Origin of the sequence: Micromonospora sp. NPDC007220, assembly GCF_040634035.1 — a bacterium.
Classification (GTDB): Bacteria; Actinomycetota; Actinomycetes; order Mycobacteriales; family Micromonosporaceae; genus Micromonospora; species Micromonospora reichwaldensis.
On the sequence record NZ_JBEYEU010000010.1, the window covers coordinates 107,848 to 128,080 of the forward strand.

Here is a 20,233-nt window from a genome sequence, read left to right on the forward strand (position 1 = left end):
CCCGGGCGGCCGGCGTCACCCGCAGGCCCTTCGACGGTACGGCGGACCAACGCGGCGGTCGACGACCCGCACGCCCGACGGCTCCCCGGACGCACCAGGCGCGGCTTCGGCGATCCCGCGTGGCGCCCGCCCGCCGGTTGGCAGAGTGGGCGGGTGGCGATGAGCGCGTCGGCGGCCGGGCGGATCCGCGCCGCGGTGTCCGGGCGGATCCAGCCCGGCCCGGGCGGGGTGACACGCCTGGAACTGTTCCTCGACCTGGTCTTCGTCTACGCGTTCATCAACGTCACCGCGCTGATGTCGGCGAACACCGGGTCGGCGCCCACCCGTACTTCCACCCCGTCGGGCTGTTCGAGGGGTTCCTGGTGGTCGCGCTGCTGTGGCGGTGCTGGGCGTCGTACGCCTGGTTCGGCAACACCGTGCGTCTCGACCGGGGCGTCATGCCGCTGGTCGTCTTCGGGGCGGCGGCCGGCATCTTCGTGGTCGCTGTCACCCTGCCGGTGGCCTTCGCGGACCGGCCGGGTGGCCGGTGGGATCCCCTCGTCTTCGCCGTCGCGTTCGTCCTGGTGCGCCTCGTGCCGTTGGTGGTCACCACCCTCGCCGGGTTGAACGCCGGCGACCGGCCCCTGTTCACCCGACGCGCGTGGTTGCCGCTGTGCGTCACCTCGCCGCTGCTGCTGGTCGCCGCGTCCCTGCCGGCGCTGCTGCCGGACCTGCCGCCGGTGCGCCTCGCGCAGGTGGTGCTGTTCACCGTGGCCACCGCCGTCGACTACGCCGGCCTGGCGGGGCTCGGCTCGCGCGACTGGCGGCTCGGGTCCGTCGGGCACTGGGCGGAACGGCACAGCCTGATCGTGCTCGTCGCCCTCGGCGAGACGATCATCTCGATCGGCACCAGCCGGGGACTGGTCGGCGACCCGCCCATCACCTGGTCGGTGCTCGGCGGCTCGGCCCTCGGCGCCGTCGTGGTGATCATGCTGTGGTGGACCTACTTCGACCTCGCCCGGTTCGCCGCCGAACAGTCGCTGCGGCGTCTGCCCGGCGGCGCCACGTCGCTGGTGGGCCGCGACGCCTACGCGCTGCTGCACCTGCCGATGGTCGGCGGCCTGATCCTGCTCGCGCTCGGCCTCAAACACGCCCTGAGCGCGACGGAGGTGAGCACCGCCGGCCGCTGGGGCACGGGCAGCGTGCTCGCCCTGTACGGCGGGGCGCTGCTCTACCTGCTCGGGCTGCTGGCCTTCGAGAAGCGCGGGTTCGACCTGGTGGGGCGCAGCGTCGCGCTCGGCATCGGGCTGCTGCTGGCCGCCACACCGGTGGCCCTGAACACGCCGGCGCTGGGATCGCTGGGGATCCTCGCCGCCTGCCTGGGCACCGCCGTGATCGCCGACCGCACCGTCTTCGCGAGGCGGCACCGCCGGCTGCACGAGGCGGTCGCCGGCACGGTGCGGCGGGTGACGGCGGTCCGCCCCCACCAGCTCTTCCTCGACCTGATCGTCGTGTACGCGTTCATCCAGATCACCGTCCTGGTGACCCGTCAGCCGTCCCCGGCGGGGCTGGCGCAGGGCCTCGGTGTCCTGGCCCTGCTCTGGTGGTCCTGGTGCATGTACGCCTGGCTGGAGAGCGTGGCGCCCCGCGTCAGCACCCTGGTGCGGGCGACGGTGCTGGCGGCGGGCGCGTTGACCTTCGTGCTCGGCGTCGCCATCCCGCAGGCGTTCAGCCGCGTTCCCGGTGGGCTTCCCGGCCCGCTGATCGTGGTGGCCTGCTACGTGGCGCTGCGGGCGCTGCACCTCGCCGCGCTCTTCCGGGTCGCGAGAGGCGATCCGGTGCTGCGGGCCCAGGCGGCCCGGGCCGCCGTACCCACCGCGGCGGCGCTGGCGCTGCTGGTGGGCGCGACGCTGACCTTTCCCCCGCTCGGTCGGCCGATCCCCCCGGTCACCGCCGTGTGCTGGACGGCCGCGGTGGTGGTGGACCTGGCGGGCGGCTACCTGACCAGCGCCCGCGACCAGGGGATCCGCTCCATCGGGCAGTGGCCGCACCGGTACAACCTCGTCGTGCTCGTCGCCCTCGGGGAGGGGTTCATCTCCACCGGCGTCGCACTGGCCGACACGTCGATCTCAGCGGCTTCCCTGGTCACCGTCGCGTTGATCGTCACCCTGCTCGCCGCCCTGTGGTGGACGTACGTCGGCACCGACCGTGTCCTCGACCGGCGGCTGTCGCAGGTGTCGACCGGCCCTCGCGGCGCGGCCCTGGCCCGGGACGTCTACACCTACCTGCACCTACTGACCGTCGCCGGTCTGATCCTGGTCGCCCTCGGCCTGACGACGGCGCTGGCCCAGGCGGCCCAGCGGCCGGGCGCGCCGCTGGCGTCGCTGGGACACGCCGCCCTGCACGGCGGCGTGCTCGTCTTCCTCGCCGCCGACCAGCTGATCTGGCGACGCGCGACGGGCCGGTTCTGCCGGCGACGGATGCTCGGACTGCTGGTGGTGGCGCTCGCGGCTCGGCGACCGCCGCGCTGCCCAGCCTCGCGTCGCTGGTGCTGCTCGCGGCGGTCGGCGTCGCGGTCGCCACCACCACCTCGCTGCCCGCCGTCGCGCCGCCCGGCGGCCCTTGACCGGTGGACCGGCAGGACGGTGGTCGTCGGCAGGCGCCGGGCGGATAACGGGTCGGCGGGGCGGCCCCCCGACCGCCACAATGGTCGGCGTGCGGAGATCGACACGACGGCTGCTCGGCGAACTGGACGCGCTGGCCCACCCGGAGCGGATGGCGACGCTCGCCCGTCGCGCCCGCGAGGCGGCCGCCACGGGGGAGCTGCCGGAGATCCTGGCGGACCTGCGCGCCGAGGCGTCGTCGTACCACCGGTTCCTGGCCGTCACCGCCGCCGAGATCGTCAGCGACCACGCGGCGGTGCGGGCGGCGCTGGGCGACCGGCACGGCACGATCCGCGCGGTCGCCGTGAAGGCGGGCCTGCGCGCCGGCTGGCTCGCCGGCGATGACCTGCGCGCACTCGTCCGGGACGCGCCGGCCGACCTGCGGCACCTGGTCTACCGGTCGCTGCGGCACCTGCACCGGCCGGCGGTCGCCGACGACCTGGTCGACGGCGTGCTGGGGCGCTTCGGGGCCGTCGAGGCGGTCGCCCTGCTGCCCGCCTGCGGGGCGGACACCGTCCGCCGGCTGCTGCCGGTCGTCGAACACGCGTTGCCGGGCTCGGTCTGCCTGGCCCGTCGCCACGGCGACGTGGTGCTCGACCACGCCGAGTCGACGCTGCCCCACCTCCAACCCGACGAACGGGACCGCTGGTGGACGGCGCACGGCAAGAGGGTCCTGGTCGCCGGCCGGCGCCGACCGGAACGCGCGCTGACGCTGCTCGAACGGTACGCGCCCACCGGACACCTCCCCGGCGACCTCGCGCACTACGGGCCGCTCGCCGCGTCCGCGCCACGACGGGTGCTGGCCCTGCTGACCGCGCCGTCCCGCGCGGACTGGGTGGCTTACCAGTGGCTGCCCCCGGCGCTGCTGCGTCGGCTCGCCCGGCTGCCGCAGGCGGACCTGGTCGCGCTGGGCCGGCGGGTACGCGGCCACAACAACGCCCTGGACCGGCTGTTGGGGGCGCTACCCCCGGCGCGCCGGGGCGACCTGTACGACGCCGTGTTCGCCGACGTCGAGACGGCCACCCGGATCCCCGACGCGTCGCTGATGGAGGTGCTGCCGCACGACTGGCGGGAGCGGGAGGCACGTCGGGTGCTCGCCCTCGACGACGTCCGCCACGACGAGGCGCAGGTGCGGTCGTGGAGCGCCCTGCTGCCCTGGCCGGCGGCGTCGGCGGCGCTCACCCCCGCCCTGCGCGCCGCCGACGCGCACGACCGGGCCGTCGCGTACCAGCTGCTCCTGGCCGCCGCCCGGCGCAGCCGCCACCCCGCGGCGGCGGCCGAGGCCCTGACCAGGCTGGATCGGCTGCGCAACGAGCAGGACCCGGTCCGGGCCGTGGCGCTGACGGAGCTGGCGGACCTGGCCCCGTTGCTGCGCGCGGACGCCGTCGAGGCGCTGACCCGGATCACCGTCGACGCCACGACCACCCGCGACGCGTCGACACGCACCCTCGCCGCGCTCGGCACCCTCGCCGCCCGGGTGCTGGGTCGGCACGTCGACGAGCCGGCCCTGCTGCGGTGGGCGTTGGACACGCTCGACCGGCTCTTCGGCGGGCACCGGCTGCCGCCGCTCGGGCGGTTCGACGAGACGCTGCGCCGCGGCCAGGAGACGCTGGTCTTCGCCCGGCTCCGCGGATGGATCGAAGCCGGTGTGGCCCGGGGGCAGTTCACCGCGTTGTTCGCGGTGACCCGGGCCCTGGGGCGGCGGGCGTGGCAGCTGCCCGAACTCCAGGAGCTGCTGCGCCGCGCGACGACCCCCGGCACCGTGGCCGCCGTCGTGCGGGAGGCCGTCGAGCTGTGGCTGGCCGACCCGAGGACCCGGGCGCAGCGCGTGGCGTACGTGCTGGACTCCGACAGCTCCACCGTCACCCTCCCCACGGTGTGGCGGACCGTCAGCGCCCGACGTACCGACCTGCTCGACCGGGTGCTGCGTCACCCGCCGAAGGGGGCCTTCCTCACCGCCGGCACCCGCTGGATTCCGGGCCGACCGGTGCGCGTCGAGCGGTGGCTGCCCCGCCAGCAGGAGGCGTTCGTGCGGCTGCAGGCGCGCCTCGCCGCCGACGCCGGCACCCCGCTGCACCACCGGGCCGCCGCCGTACGGGCCGCCGCGCGGGTGCCCGACGCCGGGCGGGAGCTGGTGCTGCGTCACGTCGGCTCGCCGAACGTGACCCTGGCCGAGGCGGCCCTGGAGGCGCTGCCGTGGACCGACCGGCCCGCCGAGGCGCTGCCGCTGCTGCTGTCGCACGCCGACGACGATCGGGCCAGGGTCGCCCTGTACGCCGCCACCCGCGCCGTCCGCTTCACCCGCCCGGCCGACCTGATGGCCCCGCTGTCCGGCGTCGCCCTGGGGCGGGGCAAGGTGACCAGCCGCAAGCAGGCGGTCCGGCTGCTCGGCCGCTTCGGTCCCCCGGAGGCGATGGCGGTACTGGTGTCGGCGTGGCGCCAGCCCGGCCAGCACCGCGACGTACGGGCCGCGATCGTCGACGCCGCCCGGCAGCGGCTGCACGCGCCGGAGAGCTGGCCGATCCTCGAGGAGGCGATCGTCGGGAGTCGGGAGGAGTCGCTGGCCGTGCTGGCGACCCCGCCCGGCGGAATCGCCGCACCGGATCGCCCCCGCTACGCCGCCCTCGTCGCCCGGGCCTGCGCGAGCCCCGACCGGGAGCTCAGCCGGCTGGCCTGGCCCCGGCTCGTGCACTGGCTGCCCTGGGCGCCCGACCTCACCGGCCTGCTCACGGCGGCGCTCACCGACCTGGGCGGGCAGTACGACTGGCAGTCGGTGCGCCCGATGCTGACCGCGGTGCTCCGTCACCCGGACCGCGCCGAACGGGAGGTGCCCGTCGCCGCGCTGGACGCCCTCGTCCGGATCGACGGCGCCGACGCGGACCTCGGTGGCCCCGCCGGGGACCGCCTCGCCCGTCGGCGGATCGACGACATCGTGGCCACGGCGTCCTGGACGCTCGGGCCACTGGCCGACCCGGCGCCGGTCCGGCGGGCGGCGGCGGAGTTGGGCCGGCACCGCGCATACGTTGCCCAGGCGGGCACCCTGCTGACCAGCGCGCTGCCGTTGAGGGACACGACGTCGGCGCGGCTCACCGCCGAGATCCTCACGATCGCGGAGCTGGTGGCGGGCCGGCCGGCGCTCGCCGCCCGGCTCGCCCACCTCCTCGCCCAGCGCACCGCCTCCCCGACGGCCCTGGACGCCGAGCCGATACTCGACACGGCTCGTACGCTCGCCGCCCGGGGTGAGGCCGCCACCGGCCTGTTCGCGGTGGCACTGGCCGCCGGCGGCAGGGCGTTCGGTTGGTCCGCTCCCTGGCGCGACGTGCTCCACCTGCTGCGCGGGCACCCGGTCGCCGATGTCCGCGACGCCGCCTTCGACATCTCGATGCAGGCGTGATCCAGGCCGGACCGCACCGATGGCGCGGGTCAGCGGCGGTTCGCGGTCAGTCGTCGGCGGCGGGGATGTCCTGCGGCAGCAGCGTCCGCAGCTGCTCGGCGGTCGGCGCCGGTACGTCCCCGAGCCGTCCCGCCTGCCGTTCGATCATCGCGTTGAACAGCTTCCGCGCGCCCCGGCCGTTGCCGAACACCGGGTCGCGGACGGCCTCGACGAGCCGGTCCAGCAGGGCGTCGGCGGTCGGCCCGGTCAGGTCGTAGCCGTGCTGCCCGGCCAGCGCGGAGATGATGGCGAGCAGCTCGTCGGGGGCGTAGTCGACGAACTCGATGGTCTTGGTGAACCGGGACGCGAGGCCGGGGTTGGTGGCCAGGAACTGCACCATCTCGTCGGAGTAGCCGGCGACGATGACGACCGTCTCGTCCCGGTGGTCCTCCATCAGCTTCACCAGCGTGTCGATGGCCTCCAGCCCGAAGTCCGAGTTGGTGCCGAACGTGCGGGCCAGCGCGTACGCCTCGTCGACGAAGAGCACCCCGCCGAGGGCCCGCTCGAAGGCCGCGGCGGTCTTCAGCGAGGTGCTGCCCAGGTACTCGCCCACCAGGTCGACCCGCGCCACCTCGACGACCTGCCCCTTGGTGAGGACGCCGAGCTGCGCGAGCAGCCGCCCGTAGATCCGCGCGACGGTCGTCTTCCCGGTGCCCGGTGAGCCGGCGAAGACGAGGTGCCGGCTCACCGGCGGCACCGGCAGGTTGGCCCTGCGGCGCTGTTCGCCGACCCGGATGAGCTGGACCAGCGTCCGCACGTCCCGCTTGACCGCGGCCAGGCCGATCATGCCGTCCAACTCCGCCAGCACGGCGTCGACGTCGACGTTGGCCGACGTCGGACGGGCGGGCACGCCTGCCTCGTCGGCGGAGCCGGCCCGGTCCCCGGGAGCCGGTACGACCGGGGCGGCCGGCTGTTCCGGGGCGGTCACCGACACCCGCGCACGGTCGGCGCCCCGGACGGACTCGCCGGCCACGTCGACGAACTCGCACCGGTCGACCAGCACCGGGGCGTCGGTCTCCACCTGCACGCCGTCGCCGCCGCAGGCGCGCAGCGTGCTGGCCCGCAGGGTCAGCCGGGACTGCTCCCGCAGCAGCATCCCGGAACCGGTGGTCCCGGTGACCGTGCTGGCGGTGAGGTGCAGGGCGGCCTCGCCCGCCCCGGTCACACCGACGGTGCCGCCGGAGAACACCGCGTCGGTGAGGGTGACCGCGATCGCGTCGGTGCCGACCAGCCCCACCGGGGCGTTCTCCACCCGGACGTTCGTACCGGTGAGCCGGCCCGCTCCCCCGGCGGCGATCCCGCTGCTCGTCGCGCCCCGGATGGTGGCGCCGTCGAGGCGGACGTCGGCCTCGACGGCGCCGTCGAGCACCACTCCCGCCTCGCCACCGTCGACCGTCAGGTCCGTCAGGGTCGGGTCGCCGCCCTGCACGATCACCCCGTAGCGGCCCGGAGCCTCGATCCGCACGCCGGTGTACCGGCCGGCGGCGGCCCGGACCAGCAGGGCGTCCTCCCGCGCCCGGCGCAGGACGCCGCCGCGCACCAGCGGCGCCGCCCCGTCGACCACGGCGATCGCGGGCAGCCGGCTGGCCGTCACGTCGCAGTCGGTGAACGTGCCGCGCGCACCGCTGACGTAGATGCCGTTGCGGCCGACGCCCTCGATCCGGCAGCGACGCACGTCGGGCTCGGCGCCGCCGGAGACCTCGACGCCGCAGCCCTCCAGGTCCGTCAGCTCGCACTCCTCGACCAGCCCGCCGGCGGACCCGCTGAACACCAGCCCGCTGCCGCGTCCGCCGGAGACCCGGCACCGCCGCACCGTCGGCCGGGAGCGCCCGCCTGCCGTGACGGCCCCGATGCGTACGCCCGTGAAGTGGCAGTCCTCGACGGTGCCGCCACCGCCCTCGAAGGCATCGAAGCCCCGGTCGGTGTCCCGGACATGGCAGTGCCGCACGGTGGGCTGACTGTCCCGTTTGGACAGCACGGCGTACTCGTCGAGGTCCCACAGCCGGCAGTTCTCGACGACCCCGCTGCCGTCGACGAACGCCACGCCCCGACGCATCCCGCTGACGTCGCACATCCGCACGTGCGCGGTGCTCCGCTCGCAGAGCACGGCGTTGAAGGCCTGCCCGGTGACGACGCAGGACTCGATCGTCAGGCTGGCGCGGAGCGCCGACACCGTCGCCGGCGCGTCCGCGCTCCACGTGCGCAGGGTCAGCCCCTGGAGGACGACCTGAGCGTCCTCGCAGTACACGGCGGGGGCGGCGGCGCCGCTCTCCACCAGCACCGGTGGCCCGCCCGGTACGGCCGCGCGGATCGTGACCGCCTTGGCCCGTACGACGACCTGCCCGTCGTAGCGGCCCGGCTCCACGACGACGACCGCGCCGTGCGGTGCCGCCGCCACCGCCGCCCCGATGTCCCGGTAGGCGTTCGCCCTGCTCAGCGAGACCAGCAGCGTCGGCACACCCACTTGACCCGTCCCCCCGCCCAGGCCGCGCCACCGACGGCGGCGAGGCACCAGGAGCATAGATCGGGCCTGCCCCCGTTCGCGGCCACGGGGGCCGCGAACGGGGGGCGCCCACGCCCGTCCGGTCCCGGCGCGACGGCCGCACGGCCTGCGCGGCCCCCGTGCTCAGAAGTCGTCGTCGAAGGCCACCGTGCCGCTCACCCCGACCTGGTACGCCGACACGCGTCGCTCGAAGAAGTTCGACAGCTCCTGGACGTCCTGCAACTCCATGAACGCGAACGGGTTGGTCGACCCGTAGTGGGCGGGGATGCCGAGCTGCGCGAGCCGCCGGTCGGCGACGTGTTGCAGGTACTCGCGCATGTCGACCAGGGACAGCCCGGGCACGCCCTGGCCGAGCAGGTCCTCGGCGAACTGGACCTCGCACTCGACGGCCTCGGCGAGCATCTGCCGCACCTGAGCGGCCAGCTCGTCGTCGAACAGGTCCGGCTCCTCCCCCCGTACCGTCTCCACCACGTCGAAGGCGAAGGCCATGTGCATGGACTCGTCGCGGAACACCCAGTTGGTGCCGGACGCCAGGCCGTGCAGCAGCCCCCGGGAGCGCAGGAAGTAGACGTAGGCGAAGGCGCCGTAGAAGAACAGCCCCTCGATGCAGGCGGCAAAGCAGATCAGGTTGAGCAGGAAGGCGCGCCGGTCCTCCCGGGTACGCAGCTGGCGCAGCTCGCCCAGCGAGTCGATCCAGCGGAAGCAGAACTCGGCCTTGCGCCGGATCGACGGGATGTTCTCGATGGCCGCGAACGCGGCGAAGCGTTCGGCCTCGTCGGGCACGTAGGTGTCGAGCAGGTTCAGGTAGAACTGGACGTGCACGGCCTCCTCGAACAGCTGCCGGGACAGGTAGAGCCGGCCCTCCGGCGAGTTGACGTGCTGGTACAGGTTGAGCACGAGGTTGTTGGCGACGATGGTGTCGCCGGTGGCGAAGAACGCGACGAGGCGGCTGACCAGGTGCCGCTCGGCCGGGGAGAGCCGGTCGAGGTCGGCGAGGTCGGCGTGCAGGTCGACCTCCTCCACCGTCCACGTGTTGCGGATGGCGTCGCGGAAGCGGTCGAAGAAGTGCGGGTAGCGCATCGGGCGCAGGGTGAGATCCATCCCCGGGTCGAGCAGCATGTGTGTGGTCCTCGGTTCGCTGGTGGTCGGGGTGGTCACTGGCAGGCCTCGCACGACTCGGGGTTCTCCAGGGAGCAGGCCAGCGCCTCGTCCACGGTCGCCACCGGCGCGACGACACCGGCGGCACGGGCCGGCCCGACCGGCGCGACGGTGGCCTGCTGGATCCGGGTGGCCGGCCGCGACCGCAGGTAGTACGTCGTCTTCAGCCCGGCTTTCCAGGCGTACAGGTACATCGAGGAGAGCTTGCCGATCGTCGGCGCGGCCAGGAACAGGTTCAGCGACTGCGACTGGTCGATGTACGGGGCGCGGGCCGCGGCCAGGTCGATCAACGCCCGCTGCGGCAGCTCCCACGCGGTACGGAACAGCTCCCGCACCTCGGCCGGCAGTTCCGCGACGTCCTGCACGGAGCCCTCGGCGCGCTTGATCGCCGAGCGGATCCGCTCCGTCCACAGGCCCCGCGCCTTCAACTCCCGCACGAGGGCGGTGTTGACCTGGAGGAACTCCCCCGACAGGGTCTCGCGCTTGAACAGGTTGGACACCTGCGGCTCGATGCACTCGTAACAGCCGGCGATCGAGGCGATGGTGGCGGTCGGCGCGATCGCCACCAGCAGCGAGTTGCGCAGCCCGTACGCGGCGACGCGCTCCCGCAGCGCGCTCCACCGCGCCGTCTGGGTGCCCGTGACGCCCCACAGGTCGGGTTGCAGCTGCCCGCGCGCCGCCCGGGTCTGCCCGTACGCCGGGTGGGCGCCCGAGCGTCGCGCCAGCTCGGCGGAGGTCTCCAGGGCCGTCAGGTACAGCTCCTCGCTGATCCGGGTGGACAGCTCCCGGGCGGCCGGCGAGTCGAACGGCAGCCGCAGCGCGAAGAACACGTCCTGAAGGCCCATCAGCCCGAGCCCGACGGGTCGCCAGCGGGGGTTGCTCGCCGCCGCCTGCGCCGTCGGGTAGTAGTTGATGTCGATGACCCGGTCGAGGTACGTCACGGCGGTCCAGACGGTGGCGCGCAGCCGCTCCCAGTCGATGCCGTCCGCGCCCAGGTGGGCGGCGAGGTTGACCGAACCGAGGTTGCACACGGCGGTCTCGGCGTCGCTGGAAACCTCGACGATCTCGGTGCACAGGTTGGACAGGTGCACCACGTTGCCCGCCTCGGCGGTCTGGTTGCACAGCCGGTTCGCAGCATCCTTGAACGTCATCCACCCGTTGCCGGTCTGGGCGAGGGTACGCATCATCCGCCCGTACAGCTCCCGCGCCGGGACCTGCCGCACGTAGCGGCCCTGCTCCTCGGCGGCCCGGTACGCCGCGTCGAACTCCTCGCCCCACAGGTCCGGCAGCTCCGGCACCACGTCGGGGTCGAACAGCGACCACACCCCGTCGGACTCCACCCGCCGCATGAACTCGTCCGGGATCCAGTTGGCCAGGTTCAGGTTGTGGGTGCGCCGGGCGTCCTCGCCGGTGTTGTCGCGCAGTTGGAGGAACTCCTCGACGTCCGGGTGCCACGGCTCCAGGTAGACGCAGGCCGCCCCCTTGCGCCGGCCGCCCTGGTTGACCGCCGCCACCGAGGCGTCGAGCGTCCGCAGCCACGGCACGATCCCGTTGGACTGCCCGTTGGTGCCCCTGATCAGCGCGCCCCGGGAGCGCACCCGGGAGAACGCGATGCCGATGCCCCCGGCGAACTTCGACAGGTTCGCCACCTGCGCGTACCGCTGGTAGATCGAGTCGAGCTCGTCGCGCGGGGAGTCGACCAGGTAGCAGGAGGACATCTGGGTGTGCCGGGTGCCGGAGTTGAACAGCGTCGGCGAACTCGGCAGGTACGCCAGGCTCGACATCAACCGGTAGAACCCGATCGCCTCGTCCGGTGCCTGCGACAGGCCGCAGGACACGCGCAGCAGCCAGTACTGCGGGGTCTCCAGCACCAGCCGGCTCGTCGGGTGGCGCAGCAGGTACCGGTCGTAGACCGTACGCAGCCCGAAGTACTCGAAGCGCAGGTCGCCGCGCGGGTCGACGGCGGCGTCGAGGGCGCCGGCGTGGGCGGCGACGAAGGCCGCGGTGTCGTCGCCGATCAGGCCCTCGGCGTGGCCGTGCCGGATCGCCTCGCTGAAGGAGCCGATGCCCTGCCGGCGGACCTCCTTGTCGACGTACCCGGCCAGCAGGCGGGCGGCCAGCCGCGAGTACTGCGGCTCCTCACCGATCATCTCCGCGGCGGTCTGGATGGACAGCCGGTCCAGTTCGGCAGTCGTCGCCCCGTCGTACAGGCCGCTGATCGTCCGGGTCGCCACCCGCAGCGGGTCGACGTCGGCGAGGTCGTCGGCCCACCGCTCGACCGCGCGGACGATCCGGTTGACGTCGACCGCCTCGGTGCCGCCGTCGCGCTTGCGGACCCGCATCTGCGGCCGCCGCTGGCCCACCACGACCGCATCGTCGGCCGGAAAAACCTCGGTGACTGTCACCACTCACTCCTCGCGAGCCTTGATCCCAGACGGATTTCCTGGGCACGCGGGGAGCGGACACCGACGACGACGCGCCGCAGGGCAACGCGTCGGGATGGCGTCGGCCGTCCCACGCGGCCTCGGACCGCCACACACCCGGAAGCGGGCGTACGGCGCACTGGCAGGTCTTCGGACTCGCGGGCGCGACCGGACTCGCCGGTCTCCTACTGGCCGTCGCTTCCCAGGCCGCTGGCGGCCCAGTGCTGATGACGGCGGTCGTTCCCACTCACCGCTGCGGGGCAGTCCCGGATTCCCACCGGGTTCCCTCTTGCCTCGACCACTCCGGATGAGCGGCCGAACCAGCTGCGCCGACACCATATATAGGGTTGGCGCCGTTGTCACACCCCACATGTCGGTCCCGGGCGTGTCGTCGGCGGCGCGGGTCACACCCGTCGATCGCCGGCCAGAAGCCCGCGTCGATGCACCGACCCGCGCACCGGCGCACCGCGACGCGGTGCCGCTCTCTGCCGCAGCTCTCTGCCGGCCGCGCCCCGCAAACGGTGATCAGGACGCCATGGACCCTAAAGCCGCCGGGTCACGTCCATGGCGTCCTGATCACGTTCGGGTGGGTCTGTCGGCGCGCTGGTGGCGGTGGAGGAGGGCCGCGAGGCGTGGCGCGGCGACGCCTGCCGAACGCCCGGCCTCAGCCCGGCAGCGTTCCTAGACCCGGGTGACCCGGACGGCGTCGGCCACCACGTAGCCGGTGCTGCTGGTCCAGCGGCTGACCGCGACCAGGTTACGGTCGCCGGCGGCCAGCCCGAAGGTGCCCAGCGAGCGCCAGACGCCGCCGCTGGAGCGCTGGTCCACGTTGACGGTGCGGTTGCCCGAGGCGGTGACGACGACGTGCGGGGCCGAGCTGTTGTAGCCGGGGTCGGCCGGGTGCCGCACCTCGACGCGGTAGTTGCCGGCCGCCGGGATGTTCACCTTGAACCAGGCGGAGTCGCTGGCCAGCGTGGGGTTGGCGAAGCGGTAGTCGGCGCCGTAGCGCTGGGCGGAGTACGAGGAGGTCCCCCAGTTGGTGCTCGCCGTGAACCGTCCCGCCGTGGTGTTGTCCACGATGGTGCTGAACGTGGGCGGGTTGGGGGCGCTCAGGCCGAGGTAGGCGGCGATGCCCTCGGCGTGGCCACGGGCGGTGGCGGTGATGAAGTCGGCGCGCCTGAGCAGGTTCGAGTCGGCGACGGAGTCGATGAAGAGGTTCTCGGTCAGCACCGCGGGCATGGCCGACTCGCGCAGCATGTGGAAGTTCGCGGTCTTCAGCCCCCGATCGGTGACCCCACCGATCGTCCGCATGCCGCCGATCACCCTCGGGTGCAGGGCGTTGTGCAGATTGACGGTGGCGGCGTCCGACGTCGGGTAACGGTAGCTCTCGAAGCCGGTGCCACCGCCGGAGTTGATGTGCACGCTCACCAGCAGGTTCGCGCCCCACGCGTTGGCGTCGTCGGTGCGGTACGCCAGGCTGCGGGTGATGTCGGTCGTGCGGGACATCCGGACGTCCACGGCCCAGTTGGCCAGCAGGATGTTGCGCAGTTGCAGGGAGATGTCGAGCGTCAGGGCCTTCTCCTGCAGCCCGTTGCCGACCGCGCCGGGGTCGGTGCCGCCGTGGCCCGGGTCGATGTAGACCTTCGGCAACGCCGCCCACGCGGGGCCGGCGATGATGGGGACGGCCGCGGCGCCAGCGACGGCCGCCAACAGGGTACGCCGCCGAAGCGTCGGGTTGTCGAACATGTGCACCTCGTCATCGGGAGAGATCGACACTGCTCGGCAATATAGCGGGACATCGATACAACATGAAAGATGTCTACGTCCCTTGATCTGAGATCTGAAGGTTTCCTCCTACGGCCCGCCGGACCGCCGAGCCCGACCGCTGGCCGGCTGAGCGTGGGTGCGGTCGCACGGCCGTCGTGCCGCGACCGCATCCCACGCCCAGGCGAGCACCCACTCACACCGATCCGCCGGCCCACCGAGCCGGTCGACGGCCCGCTTGAAGGGCCAACTCGACCGGGAGGCTCACGCCCCCGGAGCCTTCGTCCCGGCCGATCAGGGTTCGATCGGGCGGACCTGATCGCGGTACCGCTCGTAGAGGACGCGGTTGTGCGCGTCGCCCTGCGCGAGATTCGCGGATACGTGCACGGGCGGGTCGATGTCGCGGCCCAGCAACCGGCGGCAGACCAGTTCGGTGAGTAGCTGCGCGATGAGGACTCCGGTGAACGACGAGACCGCCCCGATCCGAACTCCTGGGGTGATCTCCAGCGCCGCGTCCCCCGCCGGCGCCTGGTTGTCGATCACCACATCCGCCAGGTCGGCGAGATGCGGTCCCTGGGTCGCACGGGCACCGGCCGAGCGAGTGTGTGCCAGTGAGGTGACCGCCACGATCGGATGGGAGCGCTCGCGGGCCAGCACCGCCATCTCGGTGACGGCGGCGTTGATTCCGGAGTTCGAGACGATCAGGAAGGCATCGTGCGCGGAGGGTGCGGCGAGCTGGTAGATCCGCTCGGCGAGGCCGGGCTCGCGCTCGTACGTCGGATCGAGGATCGGCCCCGGCTCGGCGCCACCGAACATCACGAGATCCTTGACCGCCAGCATGCTGACGGCGGCGAGCCCGCCGGCACGCCCCGCGAGTTCGAGGGTGACGATCCGCGAGTGGCCGGTCCCGAACGCCTGCAGGACACCACCGGCGGCGATGGCGTCGGCGACGAGCCCGGCCGCTGCCTCGATGGCGTCGAGCTGCGTTGACAGGACCTGTTCGAGTGCGGTCCGGGCGATGTTGGCGTAGGCAGGCTCAGGCATTGATCCTCCTGGAGTGGTCCCGGTTGCCGACGGCCGCCGCGACGGCCGCCACTGCGGCCTCGACGACGATCTCGCTGCTGCCCGAGGTGACCGGACTGGCATAGGTTTCGTAGCAGGGCTGCGTGTCACGGGCGGGTAGGTAGCCGAGGTAGCCGTTCGCGTAGCCGAGGACCACGACGTCCCGTGCCTGGTCCGGCGCCGCGGCCCGGATCGTCTCGCCCAGTTCCAGGAACAGTTCGCCGGGAACGGCCACGACCGTGACGCCGTCGAGGTCCACCGCCTCCACGTCGATCACGTACGGTTCCGTGCGTTGCCGGGCGGCCTGTTCCGCCGCGATCCGCAGCCCCTGCTGCATGACCCGGTGGATGCGTTCGTTCCCGCCCCCCGGCGGCGGGGTCTGACGCACGGCGACGTCGAGTTCCGCCGGCTGCTTCGGCGCGAGCGTCACCGTCCGCACGACCGGCGGGCGTACCGGCGGCGCCGCACCCTCGCCGACGCGCGGCGACACCGGTTCGACCCGGTCGGCCAGCCAGGCGCCGAGCCGGTCCGCCTCGTCGAGCCCCCGCCCCTGACGGGTGTGCCGGGTGCTGATGTCGCCGGCCGCACCGGTGGCGACGACCACCCACCGGTCCGGCGTGGCCAGCGCCCGGCGGATGCCGCCGTTGAGGTCCGCGCTCACATGGTTGTTGTCGGCGGGAAGGATGGTCGGGTGGACCGGTGAGACCACGACCAGCCCCACCACTTCGGTGCCCGCGGTGACCACGATGGTGTCGACGGGAATGTCCAGGGGAGCCGGATCAGCGACGTTACGGTGACCGGCCAGTTGGGGAACCAGCGTGCGGGCGGAGCCGAGTCGGGCGGCACGCTCGGACGCCACGGCAGACCGCGCGGCCACGAGGGACGCGGCTTCGAGCCGGTCGGCGACGTGCCGTGGCGTGGCGTCGCCGCCAGGGCTGCAGCCCGCCTCGGGGCTCGCGTGGGTGTGGGTGGCGGCGACCCAGCAGGACTGCACGCCGACGTCTCGCATGGCGGCCCGGATCCGGTCGACGACGTCGACGTTGACGCAGATCAGGTCCGCGACCACCAGGGCGAAGCGGTGGCCCTCGTCGGCGAAGGTCACGACATGGACCTCCAGCGGGTCGAGCACGTTCCGCACGCCGTCCGAGCGGTCGGCGTACCCACCCATGGGTTCCCCCGGCACGACCTCGAGTCGCGCCACCCCGTGCCCGGCCCTCACGCGTCGCCGCCCTGGCGCGCCAGCAGGCGCGCGTAGGGGGCGGCACCGCTCAGGAGCGCCGGACCGCCGTCGAGCGGCTCCGCTCTGGGCGTCACCAGGGGCAGCCCTCTGGCCTCGAGTTCGGCCGACAGCGCCTGGTGAAGAGGGTTACCCGGCGTCAGCAGCCGTCCGCTGAAGGACACCCGGCGGGCTGGCCCGCCGAGACCGAGCCGTTCGGTTGCCGCCTGTGCCGCGTCGGCGAGGTCGGCCGCGGCCCCGGCGCAGATCCGGCCCGCCACCGGGTCGGCCCCGGCGGCCGCGTCGAGCACCTCGCGGGCGAAGGCCGCCGTACGCGAGATCATGGCCGGGTCCCGGTAGTACCGCTGCAGCGCGGCCAGGTCCACGCCGCCGAGCGCCGCGACGAGGCGGTCGGCCAGCCCGGTGGCCGGCCCCACCCGGTCGTACGACGCGGTCGCGGCGCGCATTCCGGCCAGCCCGATGGCGTGCGCGCTGCCCCGGTCACCGAGGTGGGGACCCCATCCGTCGAGCCGGGCGTGGTCGCCGTCAGCGTCCACGGCGAGCACGGTCGTTCCGGTCCCGACACACAGCAGTACGCCGGGGCCGCCGAGAGCGCCGGCGTGCGCGAGGATGCTGTCCTCCACGACCACGGCCGGACCGCCGAACTGTCGTTCGAGGGCGAGGGCGAGGCGCCGGCGTTCCGCCGACTCCCCCGGCACGCCGGTCAGGCCGGCCACCACGCCCGCCACCTGTTCGGGAAGGGAGATCGTCGCCGCGGCGCCACGAACCGCGGCCAGGATCCGGTCGACGCCGTCCTCGTGGGGCTGGTAGGAGAAGCCCGGGCCGACGCCGAGCTGGCGGCCCGCCGCCGCGCGTAGCAGCAGCCGGAGCTCCGACTTGCCGCCGTCGATGGTGATCGTCGTCGTCAACGTGACATCCCTGCGGTCAGGCCCGCGACGATCTGCTTGGTCGCGAGGGCGAACACCACGGCCAGCGGCACCAGGGCGATCACGAGTCCGGCGAAGAGGGTGCCGCGGTCGGCGGCGAACTCGCCGAAGAACCGGGTCAGCCCGACCGGGACGGTGTACTTGTCCCCGCTGCGCAGCAGCACCAACGGATAGAAGAAGTCGTTCCAGGTCGGCGCGAACTGGAAGACCGTGGCGACCGCGAGCGCCGGCCGCATCAGGGGCAGGACGACCGACACGAACAGCCGGCCCTCGTGTGCCCCGTCGATGCGCGCGGCCTCCTCCAGCTCACCGGGTAGTCCCCGCATGAAGCCCATGATCACGAAGATCGAGAACGGGATTCCGCTCGCCGCGTAGAGCAGCACCAACCCGATCCGGCTGTCGATCAGACCCATCGACTGGAACATGTAGAACACCGGCAGCAGGCCGAGCTTCGCGGGGATCATCAACCCGGACAGGAAGAACGCCGCCAGCAGGGCGCGGCCCCGGAACTTCCACCTGGACAGGGCGTAGGCGGCCATCGCCGACACGCTGACGCACAGCGCCACCGAGGCGCAGGTGACGGTCAGGGAGTTGACGAAGTACGTCGAGATCGACGCGGTCTGCCAGGCCCGGGTGTAGTTGCTCAGGTCGAACGAGCTGGGCAGCCCGACCGGTGCCTGGAGGATCTCCGCGTTGCTCCGCAGCGATCCGATCAGCACCAGCAGCAGCGGGCCGAAGGCGATCGCGGCGTAGGCCCACAGGACGAACTGGCCGCCGGCGGTGCGCAGCAGCGAACGCTGGCGGGTGCCACGCGGAGGTTCAATATCGCCCCTGGCTTTTTGTGCCGTGCGGGGGGCGGCGCGCAGGGTCGTCATCTAGTGGACCTCCCGGCGGCGCAGCACCCGCTCCAGGCCCAGGGAGACCCCGAAGATGAACACGAAGATGAGCATGGCCAACGCCGAGGACTCTCCGATCGCGTTGCTGCCGCCCTGGAAGGCGGTCCGGTAGTAGAGCAGGCCGAGCACGTCCATCGCGCCGCCGGGTCCGCCGTCGGAGCCGCCCAGCGCGTAGACGAGGTCGAAGATGTTGAAGCACCCGATGAACGTCAGCACGGTGATGACGCCGACCGCCGGCATCAGGAGCGGGAACCGGATGCTCCAGAACGCCCGGGTCGCGGACGCGCCGTCCATCGCGGCCGCCTCCTCCAGCTCCTGGGGGATGCCGCCCAGGGCGGCGCCGAAGATGAGCATCGGTCCGCCGATCCACTGCCAGGCGTTGACGAGGATCAGTACGGGCAGGGCGAGGTCCGGCTCACCGAGCCACGGACGCGCCCACGCGTCCAGGCCGACCGCGCGGAGCGCGAAGTTGATCGGCCCGAAGGTGGGGCTCAGCAGGAGCGACCAGATGTACCCGACGATCAGCGGGCTGATCAGGTAGGGAAGCGAGAAGAGCGTCTGGAACAGCCGCTTGCCCCAGGGATTGCGGTGCAGGAGCACCGCCAGGCCCAGTCCGACGGTGTTCTGGATCGCCATGGTGCCGACGAAGAAGAGGACGTTGTGCCCCAGCGCGGCGGGGATCTCGTCGCGTAACGGATAGCGGGCGAGAACCTCCTGGTAGTTGCCGATCCCGACAAACTCCCCCTGCCGGGTGCCGTCCCAGTGGAACAGCCCGTAGTAGAAGGCGGTGACGAGCGGCACCACGACGAAGAGGCCGTAGAGCGCGAGGGCCGGCAGGCAGAAGGTCGTGATCCACCCTGCCGAGACCCGTCCCGCCCGGCGGCGTGACCGCCGGGCAGGACGGACCGTCAGTTCTTGGGCCGGAACCACTGATCGACCCCTCGTTGGACGTGGGCGGCCGTGTCAGCGGCGCTGCGTCGACCGAGGACGTAGTCGGAGAACGCCTCGGAGGCGAGGTCCCAGCCGGTGGGTGTGCCGCCGGAGAAGTACGCGTAGGTGACGTACGGACTCGGGTTCGCCTGGTATTCCCGGAGTGCCTGGGCCAGCAGTTCGTCCTGCGGCTGGACGCCCGGCACCGCGGAGATCTGGTGGAGCTCGGTGGCCAGGGCGCGGCCGAACTCCTCGGTCGCCATCCACCGCACGAGTTCCAGAGCCGCGTCCCGCCGGGGCGACTTCGCCGAGACGCCGAACGACCCGTCGACGTAGCCGGGAACCAGCGTCTTGTCGACCGCCGCGCCGGGCGCGGGCGGCACGTTGAAGATGCCCAGGTCCAGCTGCGGATTGGCCTTCTTGAACCCGGCGATCTCCCACACGCCGCCGGGGAACGCGGCGGCCCGGCCGGAGGTGAAGAGTGCCTGCGCGTCCGCGTAGCTCACCCCGGACGCCTGCGCCGGCCAGTACTTCTGGGTGCTCTTCCACGCCTCGAGGGAGTTCACCCAGGGCGTGCCGGTGAACTTCGCCGAGCCGTCGAGCATCCTGGTCAGGTAGTCGGGGCCGCCGTACGTCGTGGCGCCGAAGATCTCCTGCTCGATCGGGAGCATCCACTTGTCGGTGACGGTGTTCGCCAGCGGGGTGACGCCGGCCTTCTTGAGCTTGTCGAAGCCCGCGATCATGTCCGCCCACGTGGTGGGGGCGGCGATGCCGTTGTCGGCGAAGATCTTCTTGTTGTAGATGACGTGCAGGGTCTGGAGCGCGAACGGAACGCCGTAGACGCGCCCGTCCTTCTCGCCCTTCGCGCCGTCGAGGACCGGCTTCGGGAAGCCGCCGAGCTTGTCGACCTGGTCGTCGAGGGGCACCAGGCTGCCGGCGGCGACCAGCGGCTGGAGCAGCCCGTAGGAGCGCAGCTGCGCGACGTCGGGGCCGCTGGAGTCGGTGAGGCCGGTCTTGAGGATCGTGTCGTACTCGGTGTTCTTGTAGGGCAGGTACTCCACCGTCACGCCCGGGTGGGCCTTCTCGTAGATCTGGAAGATCTTGTTGTATGCCGCGACATCCTCCTGCCGCCAGCCCCAGACCTTCAGGTTGACGGCGTCGTCGCCGCCACCCCCGCTGCCTGGCGCGCACGCAGTAAGGGTGATGGCGAGCAGCGCTGCCGCCCCCAGCACACCGCGTCTTCTGGGCATCGCATCTCC

General features: G+C 73.1%; 11 protein-coding genes, 1 pseudogene and 1 riboswitch. Of the genes and pseudogenes, 2 read left to right on the forward strand and 10 right to left on the reverse strand.

The genetic code is table 11. From position 1 onward, the window contains the following. Nucleotides 1-119: 119 nt before the first annotated feature. Nucleotides 120-2,477, forward strand: a pseudogene (locus ABZ573_RS19480) (low temperature requirement protein A); the annotation flags it as partial. Between the two features lie 208 nt (nt 2,478-2,685). Beyond that, nucleotides 2,686-6,036 (forward strand): hypothetical protein, encoded by a 3,351-nt coding sequence (locus ABZ573_RS19485; protein WP_358119608.1) that lies wholly within the window; start codon nt 2,686-2,688, stop codon nt 6,034-6,036. 46 nt (nt 6,037-6,082) lie between these two features. Here ABZ573_RS19485 and ABZ573_RS19490 read toward each other — a convergent pair whose 3' ends face one another. The 10 genes from ABZ573_RS19490 to ABZ573_RS19535 all read right to left on the reverse strand — a co-directional run bounded on the left by ABZ573_RS19490 (nt 6,083) and on the right by ABZ573_RS19535 (nt 20,224). After that, the gene (locus tag ABZ573_RS19490) at nt 6,083-8,539 is read right to left on the reverse strand and encodes a right-handed parallel beta-helix repeat-containing protein (protein ID WP_327028161.1); all 2,457 of its coding nucleotides are present in this window, start codon (nt 8,537-8,539) and stop codon (nt 6,083-6,085) included. 162 nt (nt 8,540-8,701) lie between these two features. Next, nucleotides 8,702-9,697 carry a ribonucleotide-diphosphate reductase subunit beta gene (locus ABZ573_RS19495; RefSeq protein ID WP_151452723.1) on the reverse strand — a complete coding sequence of 332 codons (996 nt, stop codon included), beginning with the start codon at nt 9,695-9,697 and terminating at the stop codon, nt 8,702-8,704. A 35-nt stretch (nt 9,698-9,732) separates the two neighbouring features. After that, nucleotides 9,733-12,078, reverse strand: coding sequence for a ribonucleoside-diphosphate reductase subunit alpha (locus ABZ573_RS19500; RefSeq protein WP_358119743.1), 2,346 nt, complete (start codon nt 12,076-12,078; stop codon nt 9,733-9,735). A 204-nt stretch (nt 12,079-12,282) separates the two neighbouring features. Next, a riboswitch (cobalamin riboswitch) is annotated at nt 12,283-12,499 on the reverse strand. Nucleotides 12,500-12,840: 341 nt separating this feature from the next. Next, nucleotides 12,841-13,935 (reverse strand): N-acetylmuramoyl-L-alanine amidase, encoded by a 1,095-nt coding sequence (locus ABZ573_RS19505; RefSeq protein WP_225851933.1) that lies wholly within the window; start codon nt 13,933-13,935, stop codon nt 12,841-12,843. 282 nt (nt 13,936-14,217) lie between these two features. Beyond that, complete coding sequence (locus tag ABZ573_RS19510; protein WP_327028159.1) at nt 14,218-14,967, reverse strand: SIS domain-containing protein; 750 nt, start codon at nt 14,965-14,967, stop codon at nt 14,218-14,220. After that, nucleotides 14,960-16,153, reverse strand: a complete 1,194-nt coding sequence (locus ABZ573_RS19515; RefSeq protein WP_151452721.1) for a hypothetical protein — start codon at nt 16,151-16,153, stop codon at nt 14,960-14,962. Before ABZ573_RS19515 ends, ABZ573_RS19510 begins: the two co-directional genes overlap by 8 nt. Before the next feature lie 47 nt (nt 16,154-16,200). After that, the gene (locus ABZ573_RS19520) at nt 16,201-17,130 is read right to left on the reverse strand and encodes a BadF/BadG/BcrA/BcrD ATPase family protein (protein ID WP_151452720.1); all 930 of its coding nucleotides are present in this window, start codon (nt 17,128-17,130) and stop codon (nt 16,201-16,203) included. Then, complete coding sequence (locus tag ABZ573_RS19525; protein WP_151452719.1) at nt 17,127-18,023, reverse strand: carbohydrate ABC transporter permease; 897 nt, start codon at nt 18,021-18,023, stop codon at nt 17,127-17,129. The genes ABZ573_RS19520 and ABZ573_RS19525 overlap by 4 nt, the downstream gene beginning before the upstream one ends. Further along, nucleotides 18,024-18,974: a sugar ABC transporter permease gene (locus tag ABZ573_RS19530; protein ID WP_225851932.1), complete on the reverse strand. Its 951-nt coding sequence runs from the start codon at nt 18,972-18,974 to the stop codon at nt 18,024-18,026. Next, complete coding sequence (locus ABZ573_RS19535) at nt 18,953-20,224, reverse strand: extracellular solute-binding protein (protein WP_151452718.1); 1,272 nt, start codon at nt 20,222-20,224, stop codon at nt 18,953-18,955. Before ABZ573_RS19535 ends, ABZ573_RS19530 begins: the two co-directional genes overlap by 22 nt. Nucleotides 20,225-20,233: the final 9 nt, after the last annotated feature.

Coding starts and splice junctions, on each gene's coding strand:
- ABZ573_RS19485 (WP_358119608.1), top strand. CDS start 2,686: ATGGTCGGCGTGCGGAGATCGACACGACGGCTGCTCGGCGAACTGGAC.
- ABZ573_RS19495 (WP_151452723.1), bottom strand. CDS start 9,697: ATGCTGCTCGACCCGGGGATGGATCTCACCCTGCGCCCGATGCGCTAC.
- ABZ573_RS19500 (WP_358119743.1), bottom strand. CDS start 12,078: ATGCGGGTCCGCAAGCGCGACGGCGGCACCGAGGCGGTCGACGTCAAC.
- ABZ573_RS19510 (WP_327028159.1), bottom strand. CDS start 14,967: ATGCCTGAGCCTGCCTACGCCAACATCGCCCGGACCGCACTCGAACAG.
- ABZ573_RS19515 (WP_151452721.1), bottom strand. CDS start 16,153: ATGGGTGGGTACGCCGACCGCTCGGACGGCGTGCGGAACGTGCTCGAC.
- ABZ573_RS19525 (WP_151452719.1), bottom strand. CDS start 18,023: ATGACGACCCTGCGCGCCGCCCCCCGCACGGCACAAAAAGCCAGGGGC.
- ABZ573_RS19535 (WP_151452718.1), bottom strand. CDS start 20,224: ATGCCCAGAAGACGCGGTGTGCTGGGGGCGGCAGCGCTGCTCGCCATC.